The 23,197-nt window shown below is 42.0% G+C and carries 21 protein-coding genes; 11 read left to right on the forward strand and 10 right to left on the reverse strand.

The window, feature by feature from the left end; genetic code table 11:
* Positions 1-114: 114 nt before the first annotated feature.
* Positions 115-1,041, forward strand: a complete 927-nt coding sequence (locus tag EWV60_RS06750; RefSeq protein WP_287231646.1) for a Ycf66 family protein — start codon at positions 115-117, stop codon at positions 1,039-1,041.
* 197 nt (positions 1,042-1,238) lie between these two features.
* Here the strand turns inward: EWV60_RS06750 and EWV60_RS23145 are convergent, their stop codons facing one another.
* Positions 1,239-1,430: a transposase gene (locus EWV60_RS23145; protein WP_103111750.1), complete on the reverse strand. Its 192-nt coding sequence runs from the start codon at positions 1,428-1,430 to the stop codon at positions 1,239-1,241.
* Positions 1,431-1,781: 351 nt separating this feature from the next.
* Between EWV60_RS23145 and EWV60_RS06755 the strand changes: the two genes are divergently transcribed.
* The 3 genes from EWV60_RS06755 to EWV60_RS06765 are packed head-to-tail and all read left to right on the forward strand — an operon-like array spanning position 1,782 to position 5,959.
* The gene (locus EWV60_RS06755) at positions 1,782-3,026 is read left to right on the forward strand and encodes an NACHT domain-containing protein (protein ID WP_036396454.1); all 1,245 of its coding nucleotides are present in this window, start codon (positions 1,782-1,784) and stop codon (positions 3,024-3,026) included.
* A complete protein-coding gene (locus EWV60_RS06760; RefSeq protein ID WP_287231647.1) occupies positions 3,023-5,065 on the forward strand; it encodes an SH3 domain-containing protein in 2,043 nt (680 codons plus the stop codon). The genes EWV60_RS06755 and EWV60_RS06760 overlap by 4 nt, the downstream gene beginning before the upstream one ends.
* 45 nt (positions 5,066-5,110) lie before the next feature.
* The gene (locus tag EWV60_RS06765) at positions 5,111-5,959 is read left to right on the forward strand and encodes a M15 family metallopeptidase (protein WP_287231648.1); all 849 of its coding nucleotides are present in this window, start codon (positions 5,111-5,113) and stop codon (positions 5,957-5,959) included.
* 308 nt (positions 5,960-6,267) lie between these two features.
* On the opposite strand, the gene EWV60_RS06770 is transcribed toward EWV60_RS06765, so the two are convergent.
* The gene (locus EWV60_RS06770) at positions 6,268-9,594 is read right to left on the reverse strand and encodes an AAA-like domain-containing protein (protein ID WP_287231649.1); all 3,327 of its coding nucleotides are present in this window, start codon (positions 9,592-9,594) and stop codon (positions 6,268-6,270) included.
* 114 nt (positions 9,595-9,708) lie between these two features.
* On the opposite strand from EWV60_RS06770, the gene EWV60_RS06775 reads away from it, so the two are divergent.
* Both EWV60_RS06775 and EWV60_RS06780 read left to right on the forward strand, forming a co-directional pair.
* Positions 9,709-10,065 carry a hypothetical protein gene (locus tag EWV60_RS06775; RefSeq protein WP_287231650.1) on the forward strand — a complete coding sequence of 119 codons (357 nt, stop codon included), beginning with the start codon at positions 9,709-9,711 and terminating at the stop codon, positions 10,063-10,065.
* A gap of 117 nt (positions 10,066-10,182) precedes the next feature.
* Positions 10,183-10,419 (forward strand): hypothetical protein, encoded by a 237-nt coding sequence (locus EWV60_RS06780; protein ID WP_002738997.1) that lies wholly within the window; start codon positions 10,183-10,185, stop codon positions 10,417-10,419.
* Positions 10,420-10,484: 65 nt separating this feature from the next.
* Here EWV60_RS06780 and EWV60_RS06785 read toward each other — a convergent pair whose 3' ends face one another.
* On the reverse strand, positions 10,485-11,408 hold the full coding sequence (locus tag EWV60_RS06785) for a lysylphosphatidylglycerol synthase domain-containing protein (protein WP_002739398.1): 924 nt from the start codon (positions 11,406-11,408) through the stop codon (positions 10,485-10,487).
* Between the two features lie 20 nt (positions 11,409-11,428).
* On the opposite strand from EWV60_RS06785, the gene EWV60_RS06790 reads away from it, so the two are divergent.
* Positions 11,429-11,902 carry a hypothetical protein gene (locus EWV60_RS06790; RefSeq protein ID WP_002739118.1) on the forward strand — a complete coding sequence of 158 codons (474 nt, stop codon included), beginning with the start codon at positions 11,429-11,431 and terminating at the stop codon, positions 11,900-11,902.
* Positions 11,903-11,971: 69 nt separating this feature from the next.
* Here EWV60_RS06790 and patR read toward each other — a convergent pair whose 3' ends face one another.
* Positions 11,972-12,844, reverse strand: coding sequence for a heterocyst master regulator PatR (gene patR, locus EWV60_RS06795; RefSeq protein ID WP_193978949.1), 873 nt, complete (start codon positions 12,842-12,844; stop codon positions 11,972-11,974).
* Between the two features lie 274 nt (positions 12,845-13,118).
* Here patR and EWV60_RS06800 point away from each other — a divergent pair, with 274 nt between their 5' ends.
* Positions 13,119-13,937, forward strand: coding sequence for a tetratricopeptide repeat protein (locus EWV60_RS06800; protein ID WP_287231651.1), 819 nt, complete (start codon positions 13,119-13,121; stop codon positions 13,935-13,937).
* 521 nt (positions 13,938-14,458) lie between these two features.
* Here EWV60_RS06800 and EWV60_RS06805 read toward each other — a convergent pair.
* The 4 genes from EWV60_RS06805 to def all read right to left on the reverse strand — a co-directional run bounded on the left by EWV60_RS06805 (position 14,459) and on the right by def (position 16,720).
* The gene (locus tag EWV60_RS06805; protein WP_002739402.1) at positions 14,459-14,878 is read right to left on the reverse strand and encodes a YraN family protein; all 420 of its coding nucleotides are present in this window, start codon (positions 14,876-14,878) and stop codon (positions 14,459-14,461) included.
* Between the two features lie 160 nt (positions 14,879-15,038).
* Entirely contained in the window at positions 15,039-15,416 is a 378-nt protein-coding gene (locus tag EWV60_RS06810; RefSeq protein WP_002755488.1) for a DUF3110 domain-containing protein, read from the reverse strand.
* A 79-nt stretch (positions 15,417-15,495) separates the two neighbouring features.
* Positions 15,496-15,957, reverse strand: a complete 462-nt coding sequence (locus tag EWV60_RS06815; RefSeq protein WP_287231652.1) for a DUF2996 domain-containing protein — start codon at positions 15,955-15,957, stop codon at positions 15,496-15,498.
* A 184-nt stretch (positions 15,958-16,141) separates the two neighbouring features.
* Positions 16,142-16,720: a peptide deformylase gene (gene def, locus EWV60_RS06820; RefSeq protein WP_287231653.1), complete on the reverse strand. Its 579-nt coding sequence runs from the start codon at positions 16,718-16,720 to the stop codon at positions 16,142-16,144.
* An 84-nt stretch (positions 16,721-16,804) separates the two neighbouring features.
* Here def and dnaA point away from each other — a divergent pair, with 84 nt between their 5' ends.
* A complete protein-coding gene (dnaA, locus tag EWV60_RS06825) occupies positions 16,805-18,139 on the forward strand; it encodes a chromosomal replication initiator protein DnaA (protein WP_287231654.1) in 1,335 nt (444 codons plus the stop codon).
* Positions 18,140-18,244: 105 nt separating this feature from the next.
* On the opposite strand, the gene EWV60_RS06830 is transcribed toward dnaA, so the two are convergent.
* A complete protein-coding gene (locus EWV60_RS06830) occupies positions 18,245-19,195 on the reverse strand; it encodes a heme o synthase (RefSeq protein ID WP_287231655.1) in 951 nt (316 codons plus the stop codon).
* A gap of 13 nt (positions 19,196-19,208) precedes the next feature.
* Positions 19,209-20,129, reverse strand: a complete 921-nt coding sequence (locus EWV60_RS06835) for a COX15/CtaA family protein (protein WP_287231656.1) — start codon at positions 20,127-20,129, stop codon at positions 19,209-19,211.
* Positions 20,130-20,443: 314 nt separating this feature from the next.
* On the opposite strand from EWV60_RS06835, the gene EWV60_RS06840 reads away from it, so the two are divergent.
* Entirely contained in the window at positions 20,444-21,409 is a 966-nt protein-coding gene (locus EWV60_RS06840) for a cytochrome c oxidase subunit II (protein WP_287231657.1), read from the forward strand.
* A 29-nt stretch (positions 21,410-21,438) separates the two neighbouring features.
* The gene (ctaD, locus tag EWV60_RS06845) at positions 21,439-23,115 is read left to right on the forward strand and encodes a cytochrome c oxidase subunit I (RefSeq protein WP_002738565.1); all 1,677 of its coding nucleotides are present in this window, start codon (positions 21,439-21,441) and stop codon (positions 23,113-23,115) included.
* The last annotated feature ends 82 nt before the right edge of the window (positions 23,116-23,197 follow it).

Consider the following 23,197-nt stretch of genomic DNA (forward strand, 5'->3'; position numbering starts at 1 on the left):
TAAACACAGGTAAAGACTATCTGACTCGATAATTTCCCAAATTAATCAAAAAATAGACTCGATCGACCCCAAATAACGCACAATAAAAAAGGAAATGTCAAAGGAGAATCGCAAATGTTGCCCTATATCCTAGCGGTCGTGGTGGGATTAAGTAGTCTCTACCTCCTCACCACCGCTTTTATCGCCCCCGATCGCCACCGTCAAGATGATTTTCTCTGGAGTGCGGTAGGATTATTCTATGCCCTTGTCCTCTGGTTGTGCGCGGGAAGGATTACAGGCGCTATCCTCCTCGGACAAGCTGCCGCGGCCATATTATTTATTGCTTTTGCTTGGCAAACTCTCAAACTCAGACAAGCACTTTTTTATCCCGACAAACCGGTTAAATTATTTACTATTGTCGGTTGGTTAGGCAATCGTCTCGGCAAAGTTACTCCCTCCCAATCCCCTAAAACTAAAGCTAAAGCTGAGAAAGTAGCGGCAAAAGTTAAAGAAAAGGTTAAAGAAACGGTTGCTCCCGTTGTCGAAACAGCGGCAGCTATCGGGGAACCTATTACAGAATCAGTGACAGAAATTGCGGAAAAAGCTCAAGAAACGGTTGCCCCCGTTGCCGAAAAAGCCGCAGCTATCGGAGAAACTACTACAGAATCAGTGACAGAAATTGGGGAAAAAGCCGAAGAAATTATTGATGATGATGAAACTTTCGATGATTTCGATGATTTCGATGATTTTGATTTGGCAATAGAAGAGATCAACCCTTCCGAAAATGCCCAAGAAATTCCCCCAGAAATTCCCCCGACTGAACCTGTCGCAACTGTTGAAGTCGAAACTATTGCCGTTAGCGAAACGGTGATTATTGAAGTTACCGAGGAAGATTTGTCTCCAGAAGAAAATATCGAAAAAGATACTCCCCCAGAAACTCGCTCAAAAAGTGAAGAAAATTCCCCCCCAGAGGAAGATTTGCCCCCAGAAAAAAGTATCGGAGAAGATACTCCCCCAGAAACTCGATCGCAAAGCGCAGAAAATCCCCCCTCATCGGATTAAAAATTAAGACTATTGAGCGGGTAGGTTAGGCAATAATTACCCAAGAAATGGTTCTTCGTTACTTGGTATGGTTCGATAGGGGGGGCATAAATCGACTAAATCCTTATCTGGCAAGAGACTTAATTGATTAGTTCGTTCTAGATCAAAAACAGTTGACAAAAATTGCCAAATGTCTTTCTATATAAGGGTTACATTTATTATAACCCCCGTCCATTGCATAACACAAACCGAAGAACCATGATTCCCTGACTTTTCCACTGTTTATAATGCCAGAACATGGTGGAGTAGGGAGAGAAATCTTTCGGGAATTCCCGCCAATTACAGCCATTTTTGAGTTGATAGAAAATCCCATCTAAAATCTGTCGTTTTGTCCCTTTCGGGGGGGCCAGTCAATTTCTTCTTTGGCAATAGCGGTTCTGCGATAGACTACTCTTCATTCGTCATACTACTTGAGTAGATTTTAGCTTACTCCTCTATTGATTTTCGGGGACGACTAGACGGTGGCGCATTCACTGACGGGGTTCAGACCAAAGTATTGCCGTTAAACAGGCTACAGACTCTCTTCCCTGAAACCTATAATGGACAAGGTTTTCGCTTCACCTTTTCAGCCTAGCATCTACATTATAAAAGATACCAAATGGGTTCTATAATAGATTTGGTGGTTGGGAGATTAAAGCCTCAATATCAAACTGGGTAAGCATTCTTCCTTGATTTTTCCAATCGGGTCTAAAAAAATGATCATGCCTTCAAATCCTTTCACTATTGGTCAACGAGTTACTCCTGAAAATTTCATTGGAAGAAAGACATTAATCAGGAGAGCATTGCATCAGATTAGAAGCCGTAGTTCTCTAGCGGTTTGGGGTGGTCCGGGTATGGGCAAATCATCTTTTTTAAAACTGCTAACATATCCTATTATCTGGGAACAATGCGGGCAAGATTATAACCAAGCAGTTGTTGTATTCATTGACTGTCAAAGCCTGGAACCTTTTAAGATTTCTGATTTTTGGCGCAATATTTTAGTAACAATTAAGAATAATTTTTCTTTCTTAAAAACCAGTATTGATACTCTTTCAGAAAAACCAGAAGCCACGGTTAATGATTTGCTTATTATCTTGCGTTTACTTAAGGAACAGGGTAAATTTTTAGTTTTACTTATCGATAATTACGATGTAACCTTACGTCCCAATTCCCAATATACGAAAGCTGATATAGATACCTTCGTCAGTCAGTGTCGTACCCTGGCTCAATCCGAGGAGCAAAATATCTCGATAGTTGTGACTTCATCTCGTCGGTTGAGTCAAATTGGTCCAGAACTTACACCTGATAAATCACCTTGGTATAATGGTTATTTATTTGAAAATCTTAAGCCTTTTACTAATCAGGAAGTAAACCTTTTACTCGATAGAAGTGAGAGTCTATTGGGTTGGAAACAAGCTATCCGTAAAATTGCTGATGGTAATCCAGCTTTACTGCAAAATGCTTGTTTCTTATTATATGAAGAATTGGTTTCGGGAAATAACCTTAATGAGAAAAAATTTATTCAAGAATTTCAAACAAACACTTTACACTTATTTCAAGCTATTTGGCAACTGTCCACTGAAACAGAGCAAAATTTGTTAATGTTACTGGCTTTATCCCAATTAGAAGGCAAATTAGGGAGGAATCGATACGCTCTCGGTGGAATTGAAGCGATTTTCAGTCAAAAAGAAATAGAATTAAATAATTTGGTTGAGCGAGGTATCTTAAAGAAGGTAGAGGGAGAAGAAAATACTACTTATTCTTTCTGCTCATCTATAATGGAGTGGTGGGTGATTAAGCAAATCGAGAATAGCCAGGAAGAGGAGTTGAAAAAACGACAAAGAGGATTCCTTAATTTAATGAGCCGCCAACAGACGACAAGAGTTAATACTGCTATTCGTTGGCTATGGCAAAATAAAGATAAGATAGCATCTATCATTGAGCAAGTAGGGGGGTTATTATCATGATGACAACACAAACAAGGTACATAAATCCCTATATTGTCGGTCGTCCCATTTATGACCGAGAGTCATTTTTTGGCCGACGGAAACTTTTTAGATTTATTGAAGATAATCTCAAACAAAATACACAAGTTGTTTTGCTGCATGGTCAAAGACGTATTGGTAAATCTTCTGTACTCATGCAAATTCCTAATTTTGTGGGACTAGGTGAGTTCGTGTTTATCTATTTTGATTTGCATGATAAAACGCGACTACCACTTGACAGTATCTTACAAAATCTTGCTTCAACTATTGCTGATAAGTTGAATATTCCTCAATCAGAATCTTTGTCCTTGAATTATAAAACGGTTTTCTCTGATGAGTTTTTACCTCAAGTAATTGAGGTCTTAAAAGAGCAGAAACGAAAAATGGTTTGGTTATTAGACGAATTTGATGTTTTAAATGATCAAACACCTGATTCCCCAGTTGAATCTTTTTTCCCTTATCTGGAAACTCTTATCGGTCAATACAATAATTTATTTATCATTCCAGTAATAGGGAGAAGAGTAGAAGATTTAACCAACTTAAAAAGCTTATTTAGACAAGCTGTCAATCAAGAAATTGGCTTATTAGAAAAATCAGATGCTAAAGCATTGATTACTGAACCTGCTGCACATTATTTAAACTATGATTCTCAGGCTATCGATGCAATTTTAGAATTGAGTTCAGGTCATCCTTATTTTACTCAAGTGATATGTAATGCTCTTTTTTTACAAGCTGAAGAAGAGGATAAGTCAGAAATTACCTGTGATGATGTTACTAAAATTGTCGATGATGCAATTGAAACTGCTGAAGGAGGACTAGCTTGGTTTCGAGATGGATTACCGATTCCTGAAAGAGTTGTTTTTTCAGCAGTAGCGCAAGCGGAGAAAATGGCTGAGAAGAAAAATAATTCAGTGACAGAAGAACCTTTAAAACTGCTCAGAGAATATGGAGTTATCATAACAGAAGCTTTAAATAAAGCTCCAGAAAATTTAGTTCAATGGGAATTTTTAGAGAGAGTAGAAAATTCAGAATTTCACTACAAAATTAAAGTTAAGCTAGTTCGTTATTGGTTGGTTAAACGCTATCCTTTAAGACAGGCTATCTGGGATTTAGAAAAAGTTGATTTAGATGCTTGCAGACTTTTTGAATTGGCCGAAGATATAGCTGAGAATCGTAATTTATCTACTTCTTATATCTATGAACAAATTTCACAAATAAATCCCAATTATTTTACGGTTTTATTTAAATTAGCTGAAGATTATCTTGACACTAAAAACTATCAACAAGCATTAGAAAAATATAACAGAGCATATAAAGTTGAGCCCACACGAGCTTATGAAGGGTATGAGCTAACGCGAAAAGAAAAATATAAAATTTGGTGGAACAAAAACCGATTAACATTAGCTTTATTATCTGTATTTTTACTAACAATAAGTGTTACTATTAATCTGTTCCAACTGTCCCAAGTACAAACACAACTTAAAGAAAAAAAAGCCAGACTTGCCGAATTAAAAGAACTAAAAGAAGAAAATGCCAGACTTACTAAACAAGTAAGAGTATTTGCTCCTACTCCTATACAATCCAAAAGCACTAATGCCACAATTGTAGGAAACCCAGGGAAGACAAATATTCGCAGTGGTCCTGGTTTAGAATATGCACCAAGACATATTGCCTATCCAGGCGATCGTGTTCAAGTTATCGAATCTGCTAGAAATAGTGATAACTTACCCTGGTACAAAATTTATTTTCCCCAATCGGGGGCTGATGGATGGATTGCTGGTAATTTACTTTCTATTGACCCCATAACTAATGCTAAAGTTAGCGGCACTCCAGGAACCAAAAACCTTCGTTCTGGTGCTGGAACTTTTTATGGGGTGGTAGGAACTGTCCGTACAGGCGATCGTGTGCAAATTTTGGGCAGTAGTTACGATAGAGGAGGTTTTCAGTGGTACAAAGTCTATCATCCTCAGTCCGGTACGACAGGCTGGATTGCTGCTGATCAATTAATTAGTTCTGACTAGCTCTAGTGTGACAATAAGTAACTGCACACAATTACTACAACTAATATGAAATCTTTTATTTCAGCTTTTCGATATTTTATTATTCCTATAATTGTTGTAATGGGTGTATCGATTTATTTAGGGTTTAAACAGCCGACTGAACCGCCAACCACTGCGATAGTTTCTACCTCGCCTTCAGTTTCTTCTACTTCTCTAATTTCCCCTGCTCCTATCCCTAAAAATACTCTAACGCCTCCCTTACAGCGACCTTATCCTTTGGCAAATACATCCAAAGCTCTGCCAGTTCCTTCGCCCAAACAGATGGTTACTGGTGCTGATGATATCTATTCACTATCTTCGCCACCTCCCAATCACACTGTACTTTCACCCCCTAACCAAACTGAAATTCCTTTTCATATAAAATACGAAGAAAATGCTAATGATTTAGTGGAAATTGGTATTTTCTACGAACGTAAAGCATATCTAAATCGAGAAGCGGCAGAGATGTTTAAACAGATGCAATTAGCCGCTCAACAAGAGGGAATTGAGATCATTCCTGTTTCTGGCTTTCGCTCAGTTGCCGATCAAAAAAAGCTGTTTGAGCGACAAATTCAACGCCAAGGAAGCAAGAAAGCAGCCTCTAAACTGAGTGCGCCTCCAGGTTTCAGCGAACATCATACAGGCTATGCTCTCGATGTTGGTGACGGTAAAAGTCCTAATACTATCCTCAAATTGACATTCGACTCTACTGAAGCCTATCGCTGGCTAGAAGTTCACGCTGCTCAATATGGCTTTGAACTATCATTTCCGAAAAACAATTTTCAAGGTGTTAGTTATGAACCTTGGCACTGGCGTTTTGTCGGTTCAGCAACAGCTCAAGAAATTTTTAGAGTAGCAAAGACACAAAGACAATGATTATAACTGGACTTCCCCTTTGAGAAAAAGCCATTAGATAAAATTCTAGCGTTAAAACCAAAAATGTTGGGTTCTTCGTTACTTGGTATGATTCTATATGGAGACATAAATCGACTAAATCCTGATCTGGCAAGAGATTTAATTGATTAGTTCGCTCCAGATCGCAAACAATTGACAAAAATCGCAGTAATGTCTGTTTCTATAAGGGTTTCATCCCTTATAACCCTGTTCGTTGCATAAGACAAACCGAAGAACCCAAGAAATTAACTAATTAATTTAACCTTTGCCCCCACCCAGTCAAACCAAGTTTAAAAGGTGAATGGTTTTATTTTCCCAGTACACAGGGATAGAGCTTCTCGTTTTTCGGGACGATTCCTGAGATAATCTTCTAACCAAAGACAACCTCGATCGAGCAATTTTTGTAAATAATTATATTCTGTTTCTAAGGGCCATCGATGCTTTTGACCATCCCTAGAAATAATCACAATTTCTTGACCATCAGGACTAAAAGTGATCCCATAGACGATATCTTCTTCTATTTTAAACTCGGAGCGCAAATTTCCGTCCATGTCCCAGCGTCTAGCTGTACCATCCCTTGAAATAGCGGCGATTTTTTCACCATCGGGACTAAAACTAACTCCATAAACGGGAAAAGAATCGGTTTTAATCTCCTTTAAAATATTGCCCTGTAAATCCCAAATTTTAATCTTTCCCCGAGTAGCGGTAGCAATTTTTTGGTCATCGGGAGAAAACACCAAATTATAGATAATACTATCATCGGCTGTCCAAGAATTAATTAATTGAGGACGATGATTGCTTAAATGCCAGTATTGAATTTTTCCCTCGCTTGTTCCCGTGATGATTGCTGTTCCCTCTCCATTAAAAGCAAGACTATAAATCGGTACTTGACTAGCAGTAAATTCTTGAAGCATTGTTCCTTTTTTGCTCCAGATTTGTACTTTTCCACTTCTTCCTGTAATCGCTATCTGATTACTATCGGGATGAAAAGCTATACTATAGATTGAACGCATTTTTGTGGCAAATTCTCTAATTTTTTTCCCCTGGGAATCGAGTAAAGTAATCTGACCATCTTTGTTAGCAATAGCGATAATATTGCCCTGGGAATTAATGCTAACGCTGGTATTATCGGCCTTAGCTTGATTTAAATTGTTCAGTTGCCAAATTTTAGCCGTTTCATCACTCGATCCAGTTACAACCTGTTTTCCATCTTGACTAAATACAGCAGTAAAAACTGATTCTTGATGTCCTCTGAGAGTAGTTATTTCTTCCCCTTGCATTCCCCAAATTTTAGCACTACCGTCACTAGATGCAGTAATTATAAACTCTCCATCAGGACTAAAATTAACACTGTTGACAAAATCTTGATGTCCCCGGAAAGTAGCTATTAAATTTCCCTCTAAATCCCAGATTTTAGCAGTTTTATCGGCCGCTGCTCCGGCAATTTTTTGACCGTCGGGACTAAAATTAACACTATAAAAAGCCTCAATATTTTCTTGACCTAAACTCAAGATAATTTTACCTGATAAATCCCAGATTTTAATCGTACCATCCCGGGAAGCGGTGGCAATTTTTTGACCATCGGGACTAAAACTAGCTGCATCTATCGATCTTTTATGTCCCTTAAATACCTGTAAAGTTTCACCTGATACATTCCATAATCTAGCGGTTTTATCCCTGGAAGTGGTGACAATTTTTTGACCATCGGGACTAAAACTAACACTATAAACTGATTCTTGATGGTCAGGATAGGTGACTAAATTTTGCCCTTGCAAGTTCCAAATTTTGGCGGTTTTATCTTCGGAAGCGGTGGCAATTTTTTGACCATCGGGACTAAAACTAACACTATAAACTGCTCCTTGATGACCTGTCAAAGTTTGAATATTCTCACCTTTTTGATTCCAAATTTTTACCGTCCCATCTTGAGAAGCAGTGGCAATTTTTTGACCATCAGGACTAATACTAACACTATAAATAGTTCCTCGGTGTCCTTGCAGTTGGTTTTTTTCTTGAATGCGATCTAAAATTTGCTGCAGAGTAATAATTGGACTTGTAGCAGGATATTTACTCAAGGTTTGGTCATCAGTAACGATGTTTTTTAAACTATTTACTGCTTGCATAGCCGCAATTAAAGATTCTAGTTGTTCAAATTGAAATTGCTGCCAATAACTATCACCCTTGCGCTGTAATTGAATACCCAATTGAGCGGTTTCTACTTGTTGCCATGCTTGTTTTACCTGAATAAAAGCTAAGAGAGAACCCAAAAGAGAAGCAATTAAAATTACTGAGCCAATTTTAATTCTCTCGGTGGCTTTTTGGTGAGCAATTGCTAGAATTTTATTAGCTTGTCTCTGGGTTTCTAGACTAATTTCTGCCTCTCTTTTATCGAGATTTTGACTGGCAGTTAAAAACTGATAATCAAGATTACTTAAGCTTTTCCCCTGAGACCAATCGAGAGCATTATTTAAAGCTTTTCCGCGTAAAAGCCGCGATTCATCGGTATAATTAGACTGTTGCCAAGCGGCGATCGCTTCTGAGTAGGGACGCAATTGCTCTAATTGTTTTTCTACCCAATTGAGATTAAATATTTCTCGATAAATAGGATTATAAACTACTAATTTATTATCCTTTTTTACCACTAACCCCGATAACCTTAATTCCCCTTGTTCTGGACTATCATCGCAGAGGATTGCCCCCTTTTCTAAAATTTGTTGATAGATGCCTAACAAACGACCTGCTTTATCTTGATTTCTTAACAAGCGATCGGCAATAGTTCGCAGATGCACTGGTTCATCTTGAGATTCCCAATTATTAATAATTCTTTCTTTGATCAGCGTCTCAATATCTAAATTAGTTTCCAGCAATAGCTGACAGATTTTCTGGGTTAAAAATGGCTGTCCTCCCGTCCAAAAAATAATTTTTTCTAAGCAGTCGGGTTGATAATTACTTTGACCGGATAATCCCGCAGCTAGAGGAGCAATTTCTGCAAGATTAAATCCCGTTAATTCGATCGCTTGGCCGATATTAAAAGATGTTTGCGTCTTTTCGCGAATTAAATCTGCTGGGGTAGCCACACCGAATAAAGCAAAAGTAATTCTTTCATACTGGGAATTTTCCGCTCTTTGGTTATAACAATAACGAATCAGGGAAAAAAAGTCATCTAGAGAAAACTGTAAACTGAGAATTTTATCAATCTCGTCAATAAAAATATATATTTTCTCTCCCCGACAATAAACTAATAAAACTTCCTCAATAAATTGTCCCAAACGCTGCACGGGGGGTAAATCCTCTCGCTCGCGCAACCAGGATTTAAGATTAATTTTTCCCGTCAGATTAAATCCTAAAAACAAACGGGTAATCACGCCGTTATACCATTGGGATAAATTATCATTACTACCAAGACTGGTTATATCTACGGACGCGCAATCCCTGCCCAATTGCTGTAAAATATGAGTTACTCGTACCCTTAAACTGGATTTGCCCATCTGACGACAGTTGAAAACGTAGCAAAATTGACCATTTTTCAACGCCGTTAACAGTTCTTGATCGGCATTTCTCTCGATATAGGTAGGATGGTTATAAGCAAGACTACCCCCGACACGATATTGATAATTCATGATTCTTAAACAAAATTATTTCAATGTCACCAAAAAAAATAAAATAGACAATTGTGATTTAGATATCTATAATGCAAGGATAATCGCTATTGACAACCTATCCCCAAGGCAATTATGAAGAAAACTTTTTTCACCTCCATCGCCGTCAGTGCCACCCTCGTCAGTGGTATTGTTTTAGGTACTCTTGATGCCGGCAGCGCTTCCGCTTGTGCTTTCGCTAAAGGTAAAAGCATTTTTGGCAGCAATACCACCTTCCATGTGGATCCTAACAAACTTATTTTAGGGGTTGCCGCCGCTACAGGAGCAATCACCCTAGCTGGTGTTTTAAGCTACCGTCGTTTTCACTCTGCGCAGCCTCCTGAAGATACCACCGCTAACCTGCCGGCGGTATTTCCTATCCCCATTCCCCCCGCAGCTTTAAATCAGGCAGTGGAAGTGGAAGAAGCGGCAGAAACCAGCAAAATCTCCTAAAAATCCGCTAGATTTCCTCAAAAAAGGTGTTGGCATCCCCGCAGCTTTCCCGCTAGGCAACACCTTTTTCTGGCTAATTGTGTCCCAGTTATCAGAATTTCCAGCCATTTTTAAGTTATGTTAAAAGGTGCAACCCTACCACCAGAGGTAAAGATGGGCAACTCTACCACATTTTCTGACACCCCACTTCACAAAGATCATCACACTTGGGAGCATTTAAAACAAGCCATCGCCGCCAGTTCCGGTTTTCGGCGTTGGCAGCAAGAACAACTAGAATCAGGTAAAAATAGAGACGATGCTGATGCTCGCATTTGTTCCTATCTACGCGAAACTTTAGAAACTTTAGCCTACTAGATTGATGCTCCCCAGCTATGACGGCATGGGGACTTTTTTTGTCCGTTTAAGCTAATTTGCGGGCCTTATTTTCTGCGAGCTTCGTAACCCAATAACCAGACAAAAGCGACAATTAAAGGCAGGAAATAATAAATAGCTCGATAGGCGATTAAAGAACCGAAAAGCTCGGCATTAGATACATATTCGGGGCGTAATCTCAGCATGATAAACTCAAAAACACCTATTCCCCCCGGCACATTGCTTAATACCCCTGCTGTCATGGCAAATACATAGAGACCGAAAAATCCTAAAAACGAAGTATTATGGTTGTCTGGGAGTAGAAGATATAGAACTCTAGCGGCTAATATCCAATCAATAAAAGTCAACAAAATCAAAGCCAAGGAAAGAGTCCAAGAGGGTAAATAGATATTTTCTTTGCCGATTTTTATCGGTTTTTTATAAGTGAGAGTCAAGAAAAAATAGCCCGTAACCAGCAATAAAAAAATTACTCCTAAAGGTTTAGTAGTTAAAAAAGGTAATTTTAAAAGTTGAGGAATCCGTTGGGGATCAACGAGGAAACTTACACCACCAATCCCTAACATTCCTAACCAAAAGCTTAAATGGGTAAAAGTGATGACTTTGGCAATATCCACCACCCCCACCCCCGCAGGAGTATAGAAACGATAACGGATCGCTGTCCCAGAAAATAAGGTTAAACCAATGGTATTACCAAGGGCATAACTGATAAAAGCAGTGCGGATAATAGTACCTAAAGCTAAGGGATGATTGATATAATAAAAACCTAGGCGATCATAACCCGTCATCGACAAATAACCCAAAGCCATCCAAAAAACAGCTTCTAGCTTACGACTTGTGGTAATATGATCCAAACTAGCCAAGAGTTGGGCAAAAGTGTAGTGTTTAAATTCTTGACTAATTGCCCAGACCGCTAGAATAAACAAACTCAAGGACAGGATAATCGGAGCAAAACGCAGGATTTTTTTATACATCTTATTTTTTACTAATTAAAATGAGAAAATCAAAGCTAGATTTAGCCAAACGTCTAAATCGATCCCGAAAAAGGAAATATAATAAATTCTTGACTTCCTCCTTATATTTAACAACTATTCTGGTTTTATGTTATCTAGTTTATCTCAATCTTCCTTGGTCTTTCCATCTTTTTGTGCGTTGGGCGACTAAAGGGGGTGATTTAGACAAAATTCCTGCCAAATTTTATGCAGAACTTAATCAATTATGTTTGAGGGCAGATAGTAGGGGCGAAGTAAGAACGAGAAACTATACAGAATATACAGAAATTGCCGAATCTCTTGGTACATTTAGATGTACTTTAGTTAATGGTGGTCAAGAGTGGTTAATAGAAGATTATAAATCTTTTAGTTCTGCCGATGAAGCGATTTTAGGCACTCAGTTGGCGGTTTTTATCACCGAGATTTTGGGAACAGGTTATAGTTATAGAATTCGCGCTCGTATTCCCAGATACTAACGAGCAAATAACTCCTGAAAAAAAACCTGTAAACCTAGGGATGGGTTCTGCACCCATCCTTAGAAAAAATTAGTTTTCCGATAGGGGTTTGGATCGGGAAGGCCGAGGGATAGGGGATTGTCCGGGGGCAAAAGGTCGCTTTTCTCCTTCCCCTTCCGGTCGAGAATATCTATCGGCCGAGGGATGACGATTTTTATCAAAAGGCTTTTTAAAACCTCCCTTACCCATCGGTTTTTTCTTACTGGCAAAACCGAGGTCTAAACCTTCCAAAATGGTTAAGGCATCTCCTTTCAGTTGTACCTGAAAATCCCAAAAACGACCGATCGGTTTACCTGGTAAAGTGCCGCGCAATTTTAGTTTAAAAAACTTGGGTTTGTCCGCTTCAGTTTTGGGCATTTGTCGGATTTTGACCACTACCGCTTGATTTTCCCGTTCAGTAAAGATGACTTCGCCTCGAATCGAAAAATAACCCGGGGTAGAAGCGGGTAGAGGCTCTATCTCCTGATCATCCTCTTTTTTCAGGGTTTCTGGTTCCCAAACACCGACAATCTGAACATGAAGGGCATCATTTTCCTGACGGGTGCGGGGATAAACCACCCAAAGATGGGGTTTTTCCAGATCGAGATGATTTTTAACCAAACTGATCACCCGACCGAGAATCACAGAATCGATCAGAGTACCATCGGCAGTTAAAATATTGCCTTTAGTTAATTGTTCCTCCGATCGCTGATAATGGCCATAGACGAGACCGATCGCCCGATACTGCCGCAGATGACTGGGAGGGGGGATCGGTTGTTGACGTTTGACTTCTTCGGGGGTGGCTGACTCTACGGCTGAGTCAGCCTCAGTATGGGGGGACTCAAGGGGGACTTCCTGAAGTTCCACTTCAGGAGTCGGGGGGGTTTTCGGTGATTCGGTAAACCGATTCCCAGGACGATTCATATCACACTCCTAGCGGCGGAGACACATAGTAAATTAGTAATCAAGCAAGTCAAAAGCGCGATCTGGGGGGTTGCAATAACCCTCTAGGGCGACTCTACTGGCATCTAGTATATTAAGAACCATGATCTTCTGACTGTCAACCTTATCAAAACCCTTTTGAGTCTTGACTGTCTGCCCATTGTACTCAATAAAGAGCGGCGAATTCGATCGATCCCCTCATCAAATCTCCAGATTTCCATAACATTTTCCTGTCTGTCCCCTCCCACCCCAGTCTATGAAAGCCTCTCTCTCTAACCGTCGTTGGCTGTCCATCGGTCTCATCCTGATGTTATTTGCCTTGCTGTCTTTCTCAATCATGCCGCTATTGACTTCTATTCTCCAGAGTCAGCACTCCTCGGGCCAGAGTCATCTGTCCGCAGTGAAACAAGAGGAATTAGCCAGTCAAGCACTGGGTTATCAGATGGTTTTAGAGCGTGAACCCGATAATCAGGCAGCTTTGCGGGGATTATTAGATACTCGCCTACAGCAGGGCGATTTAAAGCAAGCGATCGAACCTTTAGAAAAATTAGCGCAACTTAACCCCCAACAATCCGATTATCTACTACTTTTAGCGGAAGCAAAACAGCAAATAGAGGACTATGCAGGAGCCACAGCCAGTTATCGCAGCCTTTTGGCCTCCCATCCCCAAAATCTACGGGCCTTAACTGGATTAACTAATTTATTTCTCAGCCAAAACCGCCATAACGAGGCGATTAGTCTAGTCAAAGACACGATTGATCGTGCTTTAAAAGCCGCTGCCGATCCCAATAATCCCGCTAGTTTAATCGATATCGTTTCCGTTCAGTTACTTTTAGGCAAAATCTATTTTGAGCAGCAAAATTATCCGGAAGCTTTAAACACCTATAAACAAGCTCAACAGATGGATGTTAACGATTTCCGACCGATTTTAGCGACGGCGATCGTACTAAAAGAACAGGGCAAAAATCAAGAGGCTCAACCCCTCTTTCAAGAGGCTCTCAGTCGCGCTCCTTTTGCCTACAGAGAGGAGATTCAGTCCCTAATCAGGAGTCAGGAGATAGGAGTCAGGAGATAGGAGTCAGGAGATAGGAGTCAGGAGATAGGAGATAGGAGATTATTTTATTTATTCTCCCCACACCCCACACCCCACACCCCACACCCCACACCCCATAGTTTTGTAACGGCAATTTTTGCTAAAAATCAATAAATGTAAACTTTAATAACAAGCTCGATCGAGTCCCGACAAAGGTGTTATATTAAAAACATAAAGGCACAAGGGAAGCGACTCAACTTCCTTTCAGGCAAAAAGACCTAGAGCCTGTGCCACCTGCTCTAGCTCAACGCAACAGCTAAATCGGACGCAGATTCTCAAAGTTTGTAAAGTAAAGTATGGTTTCGCCTCTGTTGCTCGATATAGGACAGATGGAGTGAGCCGTAATCAGCACCTGAGTCGGTAAACTGAGAAATCTTGATAGTTGACAGATAGACTGTTGTGGTTTCCGTAAACCTCTATTATGTTGAGTCCGTTAATTTTTTAGGAGTCCATATCGTTTGTACAAGATAAAGCCCGCCTCCCTAGGCGGGCTTATTGTGTTTTTAGAAAACCGCCACGAGATATTCCTGTAACTGCAATTGATAACCTGCCTGTCGCTGACAGGGATAATCAAGGGAAAACTCAGGTAAAGCTAATAGAGAACTTTTTTGACAACTAACTAAAGCCACATCGAAACGACAGGTTAAATCGGACCATTGGGGATAAAAGGAGAGAAATATCTGGGCAGCCTCGTAAATTCTCCCCTGTTTACGGTCATCGATTGCTAATTTGCCCCCTAAATCCCAATTGCCGGCACTGCGGGTTTTCACCTCGACAAAAGCGAGAATCGCCTGAGATTTAGATAAGACGATTAAATCGATTTCACCGCCGCCACTACGCCAACGACGCTGGAGGATATGCCATTGCTGTAATTGCAACCAATCCGCCACCAAATTTTCGCCCAATTCCCCCACGGTTGTCATATTCAGTGAACAGTTATCAGTGAACAGGGAACAGTTATCAGTGAACAGGGAACAATATTGATTTATTGTCCTGTCTTCTGACTCTGAACTCCTGACTACTGGCTACTGTCTCCTGTCTCCTAACCAAGCAGGACAATTTTCGATTTTTACAAGAGGTTTATTACAAAAGTCCTTCTAGACGACGACGGATGCTGTCTAACTCCGCATCGGGAATCTCGGAAAACTCCTCCTCGGCGGGGGGGACTTCCTCTTTTTGCCAATCCAACTCCTCGGCATTGCTTTCGGGGGGAATTACTAACATACCCGCTTCAATCATTTCCGCTTGATAGCCAGCGCTGCGACAAAATTCTGCCACTTCCTCCGAATCAATTTTCTCTACCGTGGGAGTCGGAAAATCCTGGGCCTCTAACAACAGCGCATAACGGGTGGCATCATCTTCCGATTCAAACATCAACACCTTATTGATAGCTCCCATTTGAATGGTGTGGATACCTTCGTTTTCTGTGCCTGCGTTAAAAAGTAGTACAAATACACGCATAATTACTATTAGCGATCGATAAGCAGTGGTCGTTTATGCTCATTTTACCCCCCTTCTCGATCGCTAATCCTCAGCAATTTTAGTTTCTTGTCAACCACTTTTGACCGTTAAGCCGTTGCAGGGTGTAAAACAACAGTAAATCAAGACTAACTTTCCTTTCATCGATCATAAATGATTCAAGTGTACTAGGTTGAGCGCCGCCCTCAGCTTGAGAAAAAGCTTTTTTGCCATTGATGTCTTCTTCTAAAAAATAAATGCTAAATTGACGCATTCCCCCGAGCCAATTGCCAGTTAACTGCCAACAGGGAGAGCTAGAAAAGCCCTGCACGGGAATTTTATCCTGTTTAAAGGACAGCTTTATATCAGTTATACCCAGCTTTTGCAAGGCGGCAGCCAATGCGGGCTGAAAATGCTGCTCGATAAATTCAGCAAAGGGTTTTTCCTCGACGGTAGGCTCCTTGGGTTTTTTAGCAGCCGCAGGTTGAGCCGGTTTTGCTGCTTCTGCTGCCGGAGTTGCTGGGGTGGTGGTTTCTTCTGCCATAGGAATTAATCAGGAATGGGTAGGTAGCTACAATTATATTTTCTCCCGGGTTATCAGTTATCAGTTTTTTTAGCTAAGTAGTGTAGTTGGGTGCTAAAAACTATCATATCCCCCCGCCTAAGCTGTATTGAATTTAAACTGCGTATTGGAAATTTTAGTACAAATGCTCAAACTAATTCTCCCGTTAACGCTTATATTCAGCAATATTACTGATTTTTTGGTATTCTTCCTCCGAGTATAAATCCGCCGGAGAAGCAAGGCGATCAAGAAAGAGGATTCCCTCCAGATGATCGTATTCGTGTTGAAAGATGCGTGCGACAAAATCCCTGAAAACTTGACGGATTTCCCGACCATTGCGACCACAATAGACCACCTCAATCCACTGATGACGGGGGACAAAACCGCGCCAATTGGGGACACTGAGACAACCTTCCCAACCCTTGACCATTTCCTCGCTCACCTGCAAAATACGCGGATTAATCATGGCAGTGGGTGACATGATCGGAGCGTCGGGATAACGAGGATTGGGGTGAGAAGCAACGATAAACAGACGCAGAGACCGAGCAACTTGGGGCGCGGCGATTCCCACCCCGTGGGCAGCTTGCACCGTGGTAATCAGGGAATCGATCAAATTTTGACAGTCAGAATCGAGAAGATTATCGATCTCCGGTGCTTTTTGCTGTAGAATTGGGTTTCCTAATTGGGTGATTGTTAAAACTTGTGTCATCTGTATAAGGATTAATTGTTTCGCTCTGAAAATCATTTTATCGTCAACGGCAAAATCTCGCTAAACTGATAAGGTTTCCCCGTAGCAGCACTAGAGCAACTTTGTTAATCAAAATTAACCGTGGATAGCAGCACCCAACAACTTTGGCATAATCTCCTAGAGCGTCTAAAATTACTATTAACCCGTCCCGCTTTTGAGACTTGGTTTCAAACGGCAACGGTTAAAGAATGGCAAAACGATCGCTTAGTAATTCAGGCTGCCAATCCCTTTATTCTTAACCATCTTCAGAAAAATTATCTGTCAACAATTGCCGAAGTAGTGGAGGATATCGTCGGTTATCCCGTCGAGATTCAACTAACGGCACAACAGGGCGATTTGATCGCTATTTTCCAGCCTAACAGTAGCTTAGAATCAGAATTACCGCCCAGTAATCAACTTAACCCTAAATATAATTTTTCCCGTTTTGTTGTTGGTCCAACCAATCGCATGGCCCACGCGGCTGCTTTAGCGGTGGCGGAATTACCCGGACGCGAATTTAACCCGCTTTTTCTCTGTGGTGGTGTGGGATTAGGTAAAACTCATTTAATGCAAGCGATCGGTCATTATCGTCTGGAATTATATCCCCAATCCAAGGTTTTTTATGTATCGACGGAACAATTCACGAATGATTTAATCACTGCTATCCGTCAAGATAGTATGGAAAGTTTTCGTAATCATTATCGTCATGCCGATATATTATTAGTGGATGATCTACAATTTATTGAAGGAAAAGAATACACTCAAGAAGAATTTTTTCATACCTTTAATACCCTGCACGAAGCGGGAAAACAGGTGGTTTTAGCCTCCGATCGCCTCCCCAAACAGATTCCCAGTTTACAGGATCGTTTAATTTCTCGCTTTTCTATGGGATTAGTCGCCGATATCCAAGCACCAGATATCGAGACTCGTATGGCAATTTTACAAAAAAAGGCCGAGTACGAAAATCTGCGTCTCCCACGAGAAGTTATCGAATATATTGCCCTTAATTATACTTCTAATATTCGCGAATTAGAGGGGGCATTAATCCGGGCTACTACTTATATTTCTATCTCCGGATTGCCGATGACGGTAGAAAATATCGCGCCAGTTTTAAATCCACCAATGGCCAAAATTGCCACTTCTCCTGAGATTATTATGGCGGTAGTAGCGGAAAAATTTCAACTCTCGATCGCTGATCTAAAGGGAAATTCCCGCCGACGAGAAATTAGTTTTGCTCGACAGATTGGGATGTATTTGATGCGTCAACACACGGATCTAAGTTTACCGCGCATTGGCGAAGAATTTGGCGGCAAAGATCACACCACCGTTATTTATAGCTGTGATAAAATCAACCTTTCCCAACATCAAGATCGACAATTACAAGAAATCTTAGCGCAACTAATCGAGCGAATTAACTCCCTCAGTCGCAATCAGTAGTCGGAGGGAATTATGAATTGGGGAGATGGGGTTTTTCAGTAAACAGTAATCAGTGAACTGAAAACTCACATCTGATAACTGATAACTGATAACTGATAACTGAGATTAACTACAGGGGAATAAACTGGCAATTGTAGCGAGGAGACGAGAGGTCATGGGTAAACTATCGATCACCATAGCTGTACATAATAACATCATGTAAAGAATGGAATATTTAAACAGCGATCGAGCCATGTCCCGATCAAAAGGATTCTGTTTTAATTGCCAAGCTTTTTTCAGGAAAACAAACCCTAAAACCAAAGCCGCTAGACCATAAACCACACCACAGGCAGCCAAGGGATAAATCAGGAGGAAAGTGAAAGGAACGACGATTAAAGTATAGAGCCAAATCTGTTCGCTAGTGGCTTCTTCCCCTTTAACTACGGGCATCATCGGGATATCCACTTCTGCATAATCATCCTTGATCATTAAAGCTAAAGCCCAAAAATGGGGAGGAGTCCAAAGAAAAATAATGGCGAATAAAATCCAGGGAATCCAACCGAGATCGCCCGTTACTGCCGCCCAACCGACGAGGGGAGGAATCGAGCCAGCCGCGCCACCGATAACAATATTTTGGATACTATGACGCTTGAGCAGATGGGTATAAATCAGCATATAAAATGCGATACCGGTCATTGCTAAAAATCCGCTCAAAGTATTGACAAAAAAGACAAAAAGTGCTAGGGAAAGGGAGGCTAAAACCAGGGCAAAAATGAGGGCGTGGAGGGGTTGCACGCGGCCGGAGGGAATAGGACGGGCGCGGGTGCGAAGCATGGTGTGATCGATGTCGCGATCATAGATGCAGTTTAAGGTTTGAGCGGCGGCGGCGGCGAGAGTGCCACCGAGGAGAGTAAGAAAGAGTAAGAGGGGGGAAACCTGACCTTTAGAGGCGATTTCCATAGAAGCGGCCGTGGTAATCAGCAGTAGAGGAATAATTCGCGGTTTAGTGAGTTGATAATAACTTTTAGCGACTTGTAAAAAATTATCGTGGTGGCGAAGGGCTTGAGTTCCAGTCATCGTGATTAAATCCTTAGAGATGGCTTATAGGCGCGAAAGAACGATCGCGAAGGGCAAAAGTGGTAAAAGCGACGAGGGTTCCCACCAATAGCGCACCGATGCTGTGGTGGGTAATGGTTAAGGGTTCCACCTGGAGATGTAGTTTCAGGGTGGCAACGCCTAAAAACACCTGTAGGGCGACTAATCCCCCGGCGCTAAAAGCTAGTTTTTTGAGGAGAGGATGGATAGCGGCAGCTCGCCAAGCGAAGAAAACTAGGGTTAACACCGAGATAGTGGCGGGAAAAACCCCGATAATGTGGCTATTCATCACGGTGCAGAGTTGGGAAACCGTTAAACACTGATGGGCAGCCCAACGGGAACCGACGAGACCGCCGAGGAGACATTGCAGATAAACTAGACTGGTGGCGACCATTCCCATCCCAGTTAGTTTCCCGACTGTACCTGTGCCACGGTAGGGAGTCAGACAGATAGCAATGACGATTAGGGTGGCAAAAAAGAGCAAAGCTGTGGCTAAATGGGCGGTTACGATGTCAAATCGCAGTAATTGGCTGACGGTTAATCCTCCCAGGACTCCTTGCAGGAGAATTAAAGCCAAAGCAGCGATCGCAGAGGGGAACAGCCAAGGGGGAAGATGGCGACGATACCACCAAGACAGACCGACGAGAGCGAGCGTACTAAACCCGATCAAAGAGGCATCGAGACGGTGAAACCACTCCAGAAATACCTGTAGATTCATCTGCTGACTGGGAATCCATTGACCGTAACACAGCGGCCAATCGGGACAAGCTAAACCGGCGTTCATAACTCTGGTGGCAGCACCCACTACCATTAGGGCGAAAGTAGCGATCGCAATTTTCCAGACTAAGCGGCGCATCCACACCTGAATATGGCCGGTTTCTCTTAGGGGTGTCGGGTTAAAAACAGATTCGGTCATCGGTTTGCCTGTTCTCAAGGAGTCTGTCATCAAAGATCATGGCTTTGTTTGCCAGTTAGTTATCACTGTGAATGAGTTTTTTTACGACCGGTAAAAGCTTTTAGATATTCTTTAGATTTCTGGCCATTTCCGTTACATTTGTTTACATAAACTCAGAATAAGATATAAAAATTAGTTATTTAAAATACTTTCCCTGAAAACGATCCCAAAGAAAAGATAAAATTCTCAGAAGATGCCGGTTAAATTTCCCATCTATAGGGGAATCATGTTTTAGCCTTGAATAAGTAGCCACTATTGAAAATATTGAAAAGACCGTGAAAATTCCCAGCAGTATCCTGACGCTCGTACTCGGGATCGCCTTGACCTTAATTAGTCTCTGGTATGGCCAAAATCATGGCTTAATGCCGGTGGCCGCTTCCGAAGATGCCAAGGAAATAGATAGTATCTTTAATCTGATGATGACCATCGCCACGGGACTATTTTTAATAGTTGAAGGCGTGATTATCTATATAGTGATTCGCTTTCGCCGCCAACCGGGGGATCAAACCGACGGGCCGGCAGTGGAGGGCAATGTACCCCTAGAAATCTTCTGGACAGCCATCCCGACGGTAATCGTTTTTATCCTTGCCGTCTATAGCTTCGAGATTTATAACAATATCGGCGGTCTCGATCCCTTGATTTCCAAGGGTGGCCAAGGAGAAATCGCCCACCACGGTCATCACCACGGCACGATGATGGCCCTGAGCGGCGATCGCAGAGTAGCCCTAGGTATCGGCAATTCCTACGATGGTGAAGGAGTTCCCCCCCTAGTGGTCAATGTTAAAGGTATTCAATACGCTTGGATCTTCACCTATCCCGAAACCGGCATTGTTTCCGGAGAACTGCACGCTCCCGTCAATCGTCCCGTGCAACTGAATATGGAAGCAGGGGATGTGATCCATGCTTTCTGGGTTCCCCAATTGCGTCTAAAACAGGACGTTATCCCCGGACAGGAAACGGTGTTATCGTTCACATCCAACCAAATTGGTCAATATCCGATCATTTGTGCGGAACTTTGCGGGGCCTATCACGGCGGCATGAAATCTAGCTTTGTAGTTCACTCCCAAGCCGATTACGACCAATGGGTGCAGGATAACACAATCGCCGAAGTTGACAGCGATCGAACTGTAGCTATGACCGCTAAAGATCGCTCTGATAGTCAATATTTGACCCCCTACACCGAAGAAATGGGCATAAACGGTGAAATCCTCGCCCAAGTTGCCCATCAGCAGCAAATGTAATTTTTCTTGTCATCTAAAATCTTGGCCTTATGACAGCATCAACGGAAATAACCACCCCAGCAACCGTTCCCGAGGTGATCCATCACCGCAAGTGGACCGATTACTTTACTTTCTGCACCGATCATAAAGTCATCGGGATTCAATATCTGGTGACTGCCTTTCTTTTCTTCTTTATTGGCGGTGCTTTCGCAGAAGTGCTGCGGACGGAATTAGCCACTCCTGACCCCGATTTTGTCTCCCCAGAACTATATAACCAATTCATGACCATGCACGGAACGATCATGATCTTTCTTTGGATCGTTCCAGTTGGGGCAGGTTTTGCCAATTATCTCATTCCCCTGATGATTGGGGCCGAAGATATGGCTTTTCCTCGTCTTAACGCTGTGGCTTTCTGGCTTAATCCCCCCGGCGGGCTGCTATTATTATCCAGTTTCTTTGTCGGCGCACCCCAGTCCGGTTGGACTTCCTACCCACCTTTGAGCTTAATTAGCGGCAAATGGGGGGAAGAATTGTGGATTTTGAGCCTTTTATTGATCGGGACTTCTTCGATTTTAGGCTCGATTAATTTCATCACCACGATCCTGAAAATGCGGATTCCTGAGATGGATTTGTACAGTATGCCGCTATTTTGTTGGGCAATGCTGGCCACCTCGACTCTGGTACTGCTTTCCACTCCCGTTCTCGCTTCTGCTCTCGTTCTCTTGTCCTTTGATTTAATCGCCGGCACGAGCTTTTTTAACCCTGCTGGCGGCGGCGATCCGGTGGTTTATCAGCATATGTTCTGGTTTTACTCCCATCCTGCTGTTTATATCATGATTTTGCCCTTTTTCGGCACTATATCGGAGATATTACCGGTTCATGCGCGTAAACCGATTTTTGGTTATCGAGCGATCGCCTATTCTAGTCTCACCATCTGTTTCTTGGGTTTAATCGTCTGGGCCCACCATATGTTCACCAGCGGCACCCCCGGTTGGTTACGGATGTTTTTCATGGCGGCAACCATGTTAATCGCCGTTCCCACGGGCATTAAAATCTTTAGTTGGTGTGCCACTCTTTGGGGCGGTAAACTTAGTCTCAATACGTCTTTATTATTTGGGATCGGTTTCCTGTCTTCCTTCCTCATCGGTGGTTTGACTGGGATTATGTTGGCTTCTGTTCCCTTCGATATCCACGTCCACGATACCTATTTTGTCGTCGGTCACTTCCATTATGTACTATTTGGTGGTACGGCAATGGCCCTGTTTGCTGCCGTTTACCATTGGTTCCCGAAAATGACCGGACGGATGTATAACGAGACTCTCGGTCGTATCCACTTTGTTCTCAGTTTTATCGGTTTGAATTTAACTTTCATGCCGATGCACGAATTGGGATTATTGGGTATGAACCGTCGTATTGCCCTGTATGATGTGCAGTTTCAGGATTTAAATGTTCTTAGTACCGCAGGGGCTTATATTCTCGGTATATCGAGTATTCCCTTCGCTATTAATATGGTCTGGAGTGCCTTTAAAGGTCAACCGGCTGGTCGTAATCCTTGGCGCGCTTTAACCCTAGAATGGCAAACCTCCTCTCCCCCAATTATCGAGAATTTCGAGGAAATGCCGATTCTTTGGTCCGGCCCCTACGATTACGGTATTGATATGGAAGAATCGGAAGCAGCGGAATCAGTACAAGATCTCCTCGCTGAAGTGGGTGCTGAATCCCAATAATCAGTTATCAGTTATCAGTTATCAGTTATCAGATGTGAGTTTTCAGTTATCAGTTATCAGATGTGAGTTTTCAGTTCACTGT

This window comes from Microcystis sp. Msp_OC_L_20101000_S702, from assembly GCF_007095705.1.
Taxonomy (GTDB): Bacteria; Cyanobacteriota; Cyanobacteriia; order Cyanobacteriales; family Microcystaceae; genus Microcystis; species Microcystis ichthyoblabe_A.

Coding starts and splice junctions, on each gene's coding strand:
- EWV60_RS06750 (WP_287231646.1), top strand. CDS start 115: ATGTTGCCCTATATCCTAGCGGTCGTGGTGGGATTAAGTAGTCTCTAC.
- EWV60_RS06755 (WP_036396454.1), top strand. CDS start 1,782: ATGCCTTCAAATCCTTTCACTATTGGTCAACGAGTTACTCCTGAAAAT.
- EWV60_RS06760 (WP_287231647.1), top strand. CDS start 3,023: ATGATGACAACACAAACAAGGTACATAAATCCCTATATTGTCGGTCGT.
- EWV60_RS06765 (WP_287231648.1), top strand. CDS start 5,111: ATGAAATCTTTTATTTCAGCTTTTCGATATTTTATTATTCCTATAATT.
- EWV60_RS06770 (WP_287231649.1), bottom strand. CDS start 9,594: ATGAATTATCAATATCGTGTCGGGGGTAGTCTTGCTTATAACCATCCT.
- EWV60_RS06775 (WP_287231650.1), top strand. CDS start 9,709: ATGAAGAAAACTTTTTTCACCTCCATCGCCGTCAGTGCCACCCTCGTC.
- EWV60_RS06780 (WP_002738997.1), top strand. CDS start 10,183: ATGTTAAAAGGTGCAACCCTACCACCAGAGGTAAAGATGGGCAACTCT.
- EWV60_RS06785 (WP_002739398.1), bottom strand. CDS start 11,408: ATGTATAAAAAAATCCTGCGTTTTGCTCCGATTATCCTGTCCTTGAGT.
- EWV60_RS06790 (WP_002739118.1), top strand. CDS start 11,429: ATGAGAAAATCAAAGCTAGATTTAGCCAAACGTCTAAATCGATCCCGA.
- patR (WP_193978949.1), bottom strand. CDS start 12,844: ATGAATCGTCCTGGGAATCGGTTTACCGAATCACCGAAAACCCCCCCG.
- EWV60_RS06800 (WP_287231651.1), top strand. CDS start 13,119: ATGAAAGCCTCTCTCTCTAACCGTCGTTGGCTGTCCATCGGTCTCATC.
- EWV60_RS06805 (WP_002739402.1), bottom strand. CDS start 14,878: ATGACAACCGTGGGGGAATTGGGCGAAAATTTGGTGGCGGATTGGTTG.
- EWV60_RS06810 (WP_002755488.1), bottom strand. CDS start 15,416: ATGCGTGTATTTGTACTACTTTTTAACGCAGGCACAGAAAACGAAGGT.
- EWV60_RS06815 (WP_287231652.1), bottom strand. CDS start 15,957: ATGGCAGAAGAAACCACCACCCCAGCAACTCCGGCAGCAGAAGCAGCA.
- def (WP_287231653.1), bottom strand. CDS start 16,720: ATGATTTTCAGAGCGAAACAATTAATCCTTATACAGATGACACAAGTT.
- EWV60_RS06830 (WP_287231655.1), bottom strand. CDS start 19,195: ATGACTGGAACTCAAGCCCTTCGCCACCACGATAATTTTTTACAAGTC.
- EWV60_RS06835 (WP_287231656.1), bottom strand. CDS start 20,129: ATGACCGAATCTGTTTTTAACCCGACACCCCTAAGAGAAACCGGCCAT.
- ctaD (WP_002738565.1), top strand. CDS start 21,439: ATGACAGCATCAACGGAAATAACCACCCCAGCAACCGTTCCCGAGGTG.